The 10316-nt window shown below is 53.7% G+C and carries 11 protein-coding genes; 3 read left to right on the top strand and 8 right to left on the bottom strand.

Features of this window, described 5'->3' with window-relative positions; translation table 11 throughout:
* From KF784_18385 to KF784_18355, 7 genes are all read right to left on the bottom strand, one after another.
* Positions 1-361 (bottom strand): PHP domain-containing protein (locus KF784_18385; protein MBX3121032.1); only part of this gene is annotated, 361 nt, incomplete at its 3' end.
* A gap of 1709 nt (positions 362-2070) precedes the next feature.
* Positions 2071-2985, bottom strand: coding sequence for a ThiF family adenylyltransferase (locus KF784_18380; protein MBX3121031.1), 915 nt, complete (start codon positions 2983-2985; stop codon positions 2071-2073).
* Positions 2986-3620: 635 nt separating this feature from the next.
* On the bottom strand, positions 3621-4298 hold the full coding sequence (locus KF784_18375; protein MBX3121030.1) for a hypothetical protein: 678 nt from the start codon (positions 4296-4298) through the stop codon (positions 3621-3623).
* Positions 4295-5077, bottom strand: coding sequence for a hypothetical protein (locus tag KF784_18370; protein ID MBX3121029.1), 783 nt, complete (start codon positions 5075-5077; stop codon positions 4295-4297). The genes KF784_18375 and KF784_18370 overlap by 4 nt, the downstream gene beginning before the upstream one ends.
* 16 nt (positions 5078-5093) lie before the next feature.
* The gene (locus tag KF784_18365; protein MBX3121028.1) at positions 5094-5531 is read right to left on the bottom strand and encodes a hypothetical protein; all 438 of its coding nucleotides are present in this window, start codon (positions 5529-5531) and stop codon (positions 5094-5096) included.
* 13 nt (positions 5532-5544) lie between these two features.
* Positions 5545-6078: a hypothetical protein gene (locus tag KF784_18360; GenBank protein MBX3121027.1), complete on the bottom strand. Its 534-nt coding sequence runs from the start codon at positions 6076-6078 to the stop codon at positions 5545-5547.
* Positions 6079-6363: 285 nt separating this feature from the next.
* Positions 6364-8025, bottom strand: a complete 1662-nt coding sequence (locus KF784_18355; GenBank protein MBX3121026.1) for a hypothetical protein — start codon at positions 8023-8025, stop codon at positions 6364-6366.
* A gap of 546 nt (positions 8026-8571) precedes the next feature.
* On the opposite strand from KF784_18355, the gene KF784_18350 reads away from it, so the two are divergent.
* The 3 genes from KF784_18350 (at position 8572) to KF784_18340 (ending at position 9727) form a co-directional block, all read left to right on the top strand.
* Complete coding sequence (locus KF784_18350; GenBank protein MBX3121025.1) at positions 8572-8778, top strand: hypothetical protein; 207 nt, start codon at positions 8572-8574, stop codon at positions 8776-8778.
* Between the two features lie 134 nt (positions 8779-8912).
* A complete protein-coding gene (locus KF784_18345) occupies positions 8913-9251 on the top strand; it encodes a hypothetical protein (protein ID MBX3121024.1) in 339 nt (112 codons plus the stop codon).
* Between the two features lie 47 nt (positions 9252-9298).
* On the top strand, positions 9299-9727 hold the full coding sequence (locus tag KF784_18340) for a hypothetical protein (protein MBX3121023.1): 429 nt from the start codon (positions 9299-9301) through the stop codon (positions 9725-9727).
* A 23-nt stretch (positions 9728-9750) separates the two neighbouring features.
* Here the strand turns inward: KF784_18340 and KF784_18335 are convergent.
* The coding region (locus KF784_18335) for a DUF72 domain-containing protein (protein MBX3121022.1) at positions 9751-10316 on the bottom strand (566 nt) is incomplete at its 5' end.

Here is a 10316-nt window from a genome sequence, read left to right as displayed (position 1 = left end):
GGGGTTTGTAATAGAAACCCTCCGTGTAGCCGTGACTGACCAGGCGAATGAGGTTTTGGTATCCGAGACTGTTCTGGGCTAGCAGGATGAGGTGATAGAAATCACGGGGTCCCTCTGGGGGTTTTTTGTCTAACAGACTGCCCTTGGCCATGTAGACTTCGCACCCAATGATCGGCTTGATGCCTGCCGATCGGGCCTTGGTGTAGAAGGGGATTGTGCCAAAGAGATTTCCATGATCGGTGATCGCGACGGCTGGTTGCTTGAGCCATCTGACGTGTTCAATGAGGGGATCTAGAAGAGTGGCGCCATCGAGCAGGCTATAGGTGGTGTGCGTGTGCAGATGGACAAAGGGTGTTGGCATGACACTCCAGATTGATGGGACGAGTTCTCCAGGCGGGGGATGAGAGTAAGCGCTCGTTGGGAGGTGGTGGCGCGGTTGGCCCTGAGCTGGGAAAGAATTGTGTACGTGTGTGCGTGGGATTCGGAGGAGGCTCAATACTAGTTAGGCCTAAAAGGTAAATTTAAATCTGATAGATAAATACAGTCCTCCTCATCAAAGGAGCGAGGATCATGACGACGGAACAAAACATCATCAGAATCAAGCTGGGCGTCTTGAAACTGGCGAAGCACCTGGTCAATCGATGAAAGGCTTGTCAAGGTAATGGATACAGTCGAGATGGCTTCTATCGATTCAAAGATCTGTAGACGACCCATGGGCCCGCTGTGAAATGCAGTGTCATAGCTCTGTCTCACTATCCTCACAGAGCTTGCCGCATTGCTCACACGCTTCACCCGGCATAAGCCCCGCGATACATGGGCCCGCGCACGTTGTGTGAGATTCTCCCTGTGCTGCAGCGAGAGCATCCTGTGCGAATCTGCACGATTCTCCCTGGTCCTCTGCCCAACGGACTAAGAGTCGTAGTTGTTCATACAGTTTCGGAGCTGCAGCGATCAGGTATGCGTTCGCGAGGACCTCCTTTCTGTTGTTGAAGGGCTCAGTGATCACCGCAATCGTTAGATCTTCATCCTCGTCCTCTCGTGGCGTGACAATAGTTACCGGCCCATTGTCGCTGAGTTTTATTCGCCATAGTCCTGGCATCCCTTGGGGTAGGCGTGCATCTGCTTCTTTCATACTGACGCCTTTCTCTTTAGTGATCATGCACCGTCGCTCGATATTGGCGTGCTAGCCCATTCTGCTCGATTGGGCCACGCATTCACGTCCGGCTACACTTGCCGCGTGACAGTGTTCCTATAGGCTCCTCCAGTCGGGACGGTGCCGCTCCCTCCGCGAGTGCCGCACGTGTCCGGCGAGTGGCGTTCAGTGTGGAAGAGAACGCCGTTTTCGCTTTAACATGGCTCCACCGAGAGACTGAAGGCATCAAGAGTGTGCATCGAATGCGGGCAGCGAAAGAGATGGATAGCGATTACTTGCGAGATGGGGGAGGGGCGTCGACTCTCTCGGGAGGGTTGTGTGGAAGGACGACCAGGGTGCCTTGGACTCCGGCTGGGACGATGTACCCCTTCTGATCCTGGCTTTGATGTGCCAATGACAACGGGACCCCTTGAAACCCGTCAGTTTCAGAAACCACCGTTCCAGTGAAGAGTCTAGTTTCAAATCCTCTAGCAGTACGGCACGTGATGGCATGGCTTCGGATGTGGATCCGACCTCGATCTGGATCTAGCCGGGCGTCGCCACTAATCGTGCAGTCTTGTACGGGAGCATTAAATAACACCAAGAGTCGTTCGTCCGGCGCCAGCCGTAGCCGGATCAGTGACCATGGAGATGGCACGAATTCAATCGATAAAGGAATTTTGGCTCCACTCAAGACTTCAACTGCAAACCATTGATTCATCAGTTCCTGGGGGAGAGGCTGTGCGGCGTGCGTCAGACTTGCCGTAGAAATCCACAAAATACCGGAAAGGCCCCAGCGTTGAATCCAGGCGCTATAAGCGTACGGCATTTCCAAGAACGTAAGCATTCGATGTGGATCGTCGGAGCTTGATCTTCTTTGATCGAAGTATTGTCATCTTGTATTACCGACTTTCTTTAGCGGTGTCGTAGGTTCATGGCTAGGAAGCCCTCCCCATAGACTTGTTTTGGTATAAGCCTAGTGCACGGGAGATTCCCGTCGAAGTAATGGCCAGGGAGCGCGCTGAGCCAGTATCCATATCGATATATGTTGCAAAACGGCGAAGGTCTTTGGTGATGACGAGTCGAAGCAGGTAGTCCGCCATGTGCGAGGCAATGATGCTATTGATCGTGAGGGATTGCGGGTCACTTAGTGCAAGTTCAGCACATGACCGCGGTTGAGTGTTGACGGGGCGACGTTCTCGTTTGAGCAATTCTGGGTGCACAAGCGCTGGCGCGGGGAGTGACTGGCACACAGTGCGCAGCTGAAAGCTCTCGTCTGGGTTAAAGTCTTTGACGACGTTACCAACTAACACTTGCCCGTGGGTGGTGAGGTTCCCACCATCAATCAGCCATGCTTGGGCATCGTTTCTGGTGTTCAATCGCGCGAGAGCTTGATGGAGGCTACGCCTAGCCCTTGCTGTGTCAACGCAACCGAGAAGAATGGTCAGGGTGTCGTACTCAGGCTGTGCCTCTTTCTCCGAGAAATGCCGTGGAAACGCGCGAATGGGAATCCCCCAAGCGGTAGAGATTCGAAATGCTAAGGCCTCTGCTTTATTGTGTCCGATTTCTGCCTGACAGAAGTTTTGACGACGTAGGTTCTTTTCTTCAATTGTGTCCCCATCATAGAAAGTGACCTTCACCGTATCAAATAGACGGAAACACTCCCGTGCGAGGCGGGCGACGTGGATACCAAGAAACGCTCCGATGCCCCCACATCCGATTTGGATGAGATGGAGGCGTTGGCACTGCTTAGGAAGCACATTCACGGCATGTACATGACTAAGGTCCAGGTGTGTGCTGGTGTTTTGTTCTATGCTGCGATTCCCTGCAGTGACAACCTGTCGCGATGACATCTCGCCCCTCATTGTCTATATGTGTCCTGAAGTGTGGGAGGTAGCTCTGCAACGAACTCCGCTGGGATTGGGATGAAATGGCCATACAGCCCGACACGAAATGTAATGGACGGGCGAGTGGTCAACCATCCACACACACCGTATATTCGAAACCCCGTTTCGTCTTCATCGTCCACGACAGAAAACCGTGGAGCCATGGTGTGGTGTGAGTGAATCTCGACAATGGCATGCTCGTAAGATGGACAGCGTTCAGGGGTGCTAGGTTGGACTGAGAATGGCGTACGAATCTGGTCTGGAATAGTCATGGACCAATCTGTGTCGTGTTCAAAATGAAATAGACTTTCTACGGGACCCGCCGGCTCTGCGCAGGCTCCTAGTGCCTCTTCCATCATCTCTTGGATGAACCGTTGTGGAATTCTCGGAATCGTGAGCGTCAGGCTGCCCGCAATGGGAGGAAGGCCGGCAATTGGATGTTCGACAATTGGAAAAAGCACTGACAGTTCTCTACGTTTGCCGCGAATGAAGACCCCGTTGCCAGCCAGAACATAGTCGTAAAGGGTGGAATTGTCGGCGGGAAGTAGACAACTCGCAATGTGGTGTTTAATAAAAGGAGACGTCCTCGTCATATGTGATTACTACTTCCCGCTCTCCATCAGTTGACGAATGATGGCGGCAATTGAGAGGTGAGCCGGCTCAAGATCATCGAGAGGATAGTCTTGTGCCTCAGTTGAGTGAAGTTTCGCCAGGAAGGGCAAGATATTGTCCGGATGGGTGGCGGATTTCCCATTTGCGAGATGGTCGGAAAAGTTACTATCCCAGAATAGTCGCCAGTTGTTTGCAATCGTGTTGCCGTGGGCAACCCGTGGATGGACGTTTCCGAAACAGATCGCGCCATCAGGGTACACGTTTGCAAGCGGTGCCTTGAAGAGTTTTGTTGCCGCGTGCTTCCATAGCTTGTAGGCCCAGACGTAATAACGGGTCCCATACCCCAGAAACAACAACCCCGGCATCGGGACGGCAAGCATTGTGTGTGGGGCCCCTCCTCCGGAAAGTCTAATGGGGTCAGCCAATGGGACCAGGTATCGACCAGGGGGAAATCGGAGGAGCAGCCATGGACCTCCGGGGCCTATGCCATAGCGGCAGACATGTTCTGGGAGCCAGTCGGAATCTATCCCGGCTGATGAGAACGCATTCCTGGCAGCCTCTGGTGAAATACATTTTCTGACAACCGCTTCACCATCCTTGTATTCAAGAAGCAATTGCCCGCCGATGAAGTGCAGAGACGCGTCGTGCCCCGAGCTTGCATCTCTCATGTTTGCGCCTCATGTGTTGCAGTACAAAGATCGGACCAGCAGCTGAAAATCGTTTCCCATGCGGACGGATTGTCGAGTAAGGCTTTAGTCGTGTTATTCATGGCTTCTTGCATGAGTTGCGCCCGTTTCCATTGGCGAGCCAAAGCTTTGAGATCCCGTTTGTTCCATTGGTACGGGTGATCTGGTGACTCGCAGTCATAGCTGATGTCAAGGAACAGAGATCCGGTGCAGTGGCCGAGGATGTCGATGACCTGGGGAAATCCTGAAATGGGAAAGCGCCGTCTGGCACAACGTCTCCTGAAGTCAAGAAATTGAACGTTGCACCGGTGTTGAGGATTCAAAAAGCATCGTGGAATTGTAGCGTGCTCGCTGAGTTCTTCTTGAATATTCGTCCAGGTGGGGGCGTAGGAATAGTGTCCCACCCAGGCCGCTGCGATACAGATTGGAAGCGGTACCTCTTCGAATTCCGACTCACAATCATAATTTTCCAAATGTATGGGAATGAATGGGAAGCGGTCTCGAATCCATTCGGTGTCCCAGCTATCGAGCGGGAAGTAGTGTTGCTCGACTAGTTTAATGAACTCTTCTTGAAGCTGTTCTGCGGCCTCCTTGATGCTTCGATGCGGAAGGGCGGCGGCGGCAGTGCGAAACCTCCGTGGAAAGATCTCATGGAACGTGTTGACAATACAAAAGTCGCGCTCTCTCTCCTCCAGATATTCGAGGCATGAGGGGACCGAGATAACCTCTGTGTTTTTGAGGGATGCGAGAACAAGGTTCAACGGTGTGGAGGGCAGGTTAAAACCCAGGTGGAAGGATGCGGCTGGGCGAGCCAGGAGTGCTTGTGAGTCGCTCCTTAATGGTAGCTGTTTCTTTGTATTCCTTTTCACCATGCTCAATGGCGAGACGCAGCTTTTGCTGCGTGAGGAGTATGGATTCGACCGTTGCCTGGGTTGGTTGGGACTCAGCTTGGTATGTCTGGTAGAGCGTGAGGGCGGGATTGACGTGGCGGGGGGACTCGATAAGCTGACGGAGGATGACATGGTAATTTCCTTTCGTTCCAGCCTGTTTCGTGAGCCTAATCGTTGTCATCCCATTCGTGTCAGTGGTTCGCTGAATGGTGGCATGGGCGGCTTGTGGGAAGAGGGGGGCGATCGCTTTGCGAACCGCATCGTCGCTGATGGCGATTTCGGGGGGCAATTGAATTTCTTGTCCTTCAAGTTGAAGCGTAACCATAAGGCTCCTTTCGCTACTCGAATAAGCCGGCTTGAGGAAGGGCTGTGTTTGAGGGGGAATCGTCTGAGTGTTGTTCGCGATCCGGTTTGGGTGTTGGGGCCACGGACGTGGCTTTCGCGGCGGTCGGCTTAGCAACTTTGGCTTTTCTGGCTTGCCGTTCCGCTTCGCGCTTTTTCTCCTGTTCCAGGCTTCTAGTCTGTTGCTCGGCGGCTCTTGCGTCCCGCTGGGTTTTCCGTGCCGTTAGCGCCGCAGGAAAGGTCTGCTCCCAACGTGTGAGGGCCTGGCTCAGAGATTCCGGAAGGGGCAATAAGTCGTTGAATCGTGCGGTAGTCAGCTGCGGCGGGAGGTTGTGACTTCGTACGCCGATGAGTGTGAGGCGGCCGTCAGGGTGGCGGTCCGTTGGGAGCAGCGTCATCACGATGGAGATCGTCGCGCGCTGAAAATCATTGGAGTCCTGTTCGAGGCTAACAATCGGGTCCTGTTCATCTTCGTCGTCTTCTTCATCGCGTCGTGGGGGCGGAGGATCGGGCACCGCCTCGGTTTTCATACCAACTGGTTCGGCGGCTAACCGGGGCAATACTGGGGAATCATCCCCACTCTGAGACAGATCAGCAGAGGAAGCATTGGTAGGTGTGCTGTTCGTAACCACTTGGGTGTGTGGAAGCAAATCGACTGTGCCAAGCATGGGGGCCTCATTGTGGTGTGCACAACGCAGAGGCGATCGTGAGGCGGTGGTTATTGTTTTGGTAGGCGCTGTCTCAAGGACTGGAGTGGGATGGGGCGAAGCTGTTGGTTGAGAACGTCGGAGTATCTTTGCAAGGGGCCGCGTAAGTCAGGCGATCAAGGCATGCATGGATTGTACAAAATGAAGTGTGGTCCGATAGATGGGCGCGGCATGCCGAAGTCGATGAATAAACTCTTGCATGTTGATGGAATGTGCGAGGGCTTGTGCTAATGGCGCACTGCTTGTCGTACAGGTAGAAGATCCCTCGGAGCCTGAAGGTCCAGGCATCAGTATTGGAGTCAGCACAATAGTCCCGGCTTCTCTCGACAGGCGATGCGCAAGCTTGTCGTAAAACTCGGTTCGGTCTCTGCGCCATTGTCGGCGCCGTCTCACTACATCGATTCGTGTGTTCCGAATTTGCGAGAGTATTTCTCGGATTATGCTTGTAAGGGGAGCGCTGTAGGCCTTTTCAACTGCCTGATGAGCAATGCATCGAAGCCTCTTTCTGCTCAGTGGCACATCGCTGTGAATGGGCTCCTTGACCATATCGGCGAGTGCCTCACCAAATGGAAAATGAACAAATAGTTGTTTGAGGGCGAGGTGCTGAACATTGAGGGCTTCCCTGGCTTCGTATGCCGCAATTAGATTTTTTAGTATCCGCGCGGGAAAGAAGACGGATTCGTGTTTGCCCGTGTCAGATACCCATTCTCCCACCCTAACAAGGGGGGTCGCGTCATTTATGAGTCGATGATCAAAATCAAGGGCGATCATCCCGTATTTTTTTGGTTCCGATTGCTGGGTCGGCGGTACGATTAGCGTGAATTGAAGGTGCCACTGCCATGTCGTGTCGTTCCTGAGACGTGCGTTGGAACTGTCAAAGTTGACGCTCGTCTGTGGTCGCTGTTGTGAACCAATGAGAGAGACCTGTTTGAGAAGAGCGTCTTTGGGCAGAAGGGGAGTAAGGATGATTTCAAACGGAATTGGGACGTTGCGAACGAAAAGTTCCCCCTCGGTTCTGCAAAAATCTCGTTGGCCCCGGTCTCGGGGGTCGGTGTCCTCTGCGAGTTGCGAGTCCGGGTTGAGTGTAAGTAGACGATTGGCGGCAAATGAGGAGCCCGACTGGGTCATGTCTGCGCGAGTTAACGATTGGATGCGGACTCCTTGCGAACCGAAGTTGTGAGTAAAGAATAACGAGGTCGGCGGACCTGTTTCCTTGCTAGGTGGAAGATTTCCGAGGGGCACGCGGCGGATGGCTGTTTTCATTCGTTCGAGCACGGCATTGCTGTGTGAACGAGACAGAGGGCTTGTGCGTGCGAGTTGGTGCAGAGTGTCATGCAGACGTTTGGTGATCTGGGAAAGCTCCTGCTTCATGCTCTCAGGGTAAGGGAGACATCGGTCGATATTGTGATGTTGGGAGGCTTCGTACTCAGCCGCAGCTGTGCGATAGGTACGAGAAAGGGCAAGAAGAGTCGCGTCCTCGAGGGAGTCGTTCTGCCCACGCAATTGTTTGATGCACTCAAGGGGATCGCCAATCGAACGTGTGCCGCCAGCTGCGCGCGTCGTCGTGCGACTCGTTTGAAGGAATTGTTTGTGAAGGCGCTCCTGTTGGCGATGGGCGACTTCATAAACGTCGACCATCGCATTCCACAGCGATTGCATTTGATCAGCTTCTTCTCTGACCGCAGCCGGCAAGGCAGCATAGGAAGAATATGTGAGATATGCGGGATACGTATAGACCCGTGTTAGCGATGTCCTAATGCCGGCGGGCATGGTGCAATCTCCTTCCAAGGCTCTCGGGTGCCAGTGCGACGCATTGCTGTGCTTCGCGCATGATTGGTTTCAGGTAACTGTAGGCGACAGTGCCCAAGGGGATTTTAAGTGGTTTCCCCATCTGAGCGTAGGAGCATTTGCCTTATGTGATTGGGGTTCCCCCTAACGGAACGGCAATGGCCGTATCGGAGTAGGTGAACATTGGAAGGGCGAGGTAGATTCCCGGGGTGCGCTTTTCAAAGAGATAGGATGCGAGTCTGATTGTGCATCGTGGTGTTTGTGTCGGATTTTTAGCTGGTTGTGTTGGTGTATGGAATGTCCTTCACTCCTCGACGTGTCTATAGCCAGGGTCTTTGCAGCATTGAAGCGTTGATCAAGAGAGGCCTGAATGGAAGGGGTTGCGATTGGTGATATAGAGCATTCCCTTTTGCGCCCGATTATTCTTACATCAAGCCACCGCAGGTAATACAGAAACGGTGGTTTCAATAGAACATGTCATAAGGCGATACCATGCGATGGGCTGACCAATACAATGTTATGCGGTCGATGTTATTGTCGTCCCCCGCGACTCATTGGTGGGTTCGTGATCTGATTCTCCGCCTGGACGCCAAAGACCCGGTTGACGTGTTGAATGGACTCGAGGTTGTGGCAAGACTGATGCGGATGCGTCATGAGGCAGTTCGCGCCGGAGAATGGGATCAGTTGGAGTGCCAGAAACCGACCGGGGACGACGGGATATCAATGAAAGACTGAAACAAAGACCCCTAGTCGTGAAGATATGACCTCAGGTGACCAGGGCTTTTAGACCGTGATGCACGGGCGAGCGGTACTTGGTCCCGTCGAAAGAGGAATATGACTGAGTCGAGAGCGTGAGTACACTTTGACCTATGTCCATTGCCGAACTGCCAAATAGCGTTTTCGAAGACGCGCCTCTGTCCTGTGTGTTCCATTCAGCACAAGACAATCTATACGACGTGGGCAAAATTGTTGGGCTCTCAATGCACCATTGCCATGTCGAGAGTCAGGCCGAAGTGACGCCGGGGATGACGCTGTCCTTATTCGTTGTCCTACCAACAAAGCGTCGGGCTCTCGTGTTGGATGAGGCTTTGGTGACGTGGGTACGGACGGAAGAATTCGGAGTACGTTTGAAAACGATTCCAGGTGAAGATGCCGCTTACTTGGAGTCCTACCTCGCCGGGCATAAGGTGGACGCTGGCTTGTGTTGAATATTCATCGCATTGATCACGAGGCCTCCCACACGCACTGTTGGCGGGTGACTGTACAACGTCGTACCCGCATTTATGTACGAAGCTTCAGTGACGGCCGCTACGGCGGAGCTGAGCAGGCGTTGGTTGCAGCCACGACTTACCGGGACGCGCTGATCAGGTCCAATCCTCCGCTGAGCAAGCCAGTCTACTGTGCCATTCTCAAGAAGACGAATCGCTCTGGCGTTTCAGGGCTGAGCCGTATCGACCGATGGGAATTCTCCAAGGGGCGCCGCGTCCATCGGCTCTACTGGGACGTCCAATGGCCGATCGAGAACTGTCAATCCCGGCACAAGAAGTTCTCCATCCTCAAGTATGGAGAAGATGGGGCGTATCGACGGGCCCTCAAGGCCAGGGCGGCCGCTCTCAAGGCGATCTCGTCACAGACGTTTTCCCCATTCGCGTCGAGAGGCGCGGCAAACAATGCAGCTGCATAGGAGTTGTGGGTCCAGATTGCCTTTCAGCGTTCGGTTTGTAGGCGGTCGATAAGTGCCTGAATGGTCAGCGGGGCATTCCCTTCGGCTCGGTTGTTGACGAGGATATAGGTCGACCGATTCTCTGCTGTGGCTTCCTGTATAAGACTCACCGTATCTTTGCGCATCTCCGGTAGCTCCCCCACGATTTTGTCATAGGGCTCCGCTCGTTTCTTCGCTGCCTCGTAAGTCATTTTTAATGGGGTCAAGAGCCGAATTACGGTGAACGGGGCCGTCATGGTCTTCATGCGTTGATGCTGTTCGGCCAGCGGGGGCATATAGGACCAATGATTGTAGACATGAGCAACTCCGTGTGCCCTCAGCATGTCGTGGTAGCGTGGCCCGAGCAGGCCAGCATTCCGTATCTCCACGGCATAGCGGAATTCCGCTGAGACGCTGTCGAAGAAGTCATCAAGTTTCCCGATGAACTCTTCCGCCGGCATCCCGTGCCGTTGGAACTCGAAGAGGAACGGCCCGGTGTTTGGCCCGAACTGCGCGTCTCGATAGGGCTGCAGTACGAGTTTGGTGAAGGCGTCGGCATTGAGAAAGTTGG

This window comes from Fimbriimonadaceae bacterium (assembly GCA_019638775.1).
In the GTDB taxonomy this organism is placed as follows: Bacteria; Armatimonadota; Fimbriimonadia; order Fimbriimonadales; family Fimbriimonadaceae; genus JAHBTD01.
The sequence above is the reverse complement of the archived record's forward strand: the minus strand, read 5'-3'. Positions and strand labels throughout refer to the sequence as shown.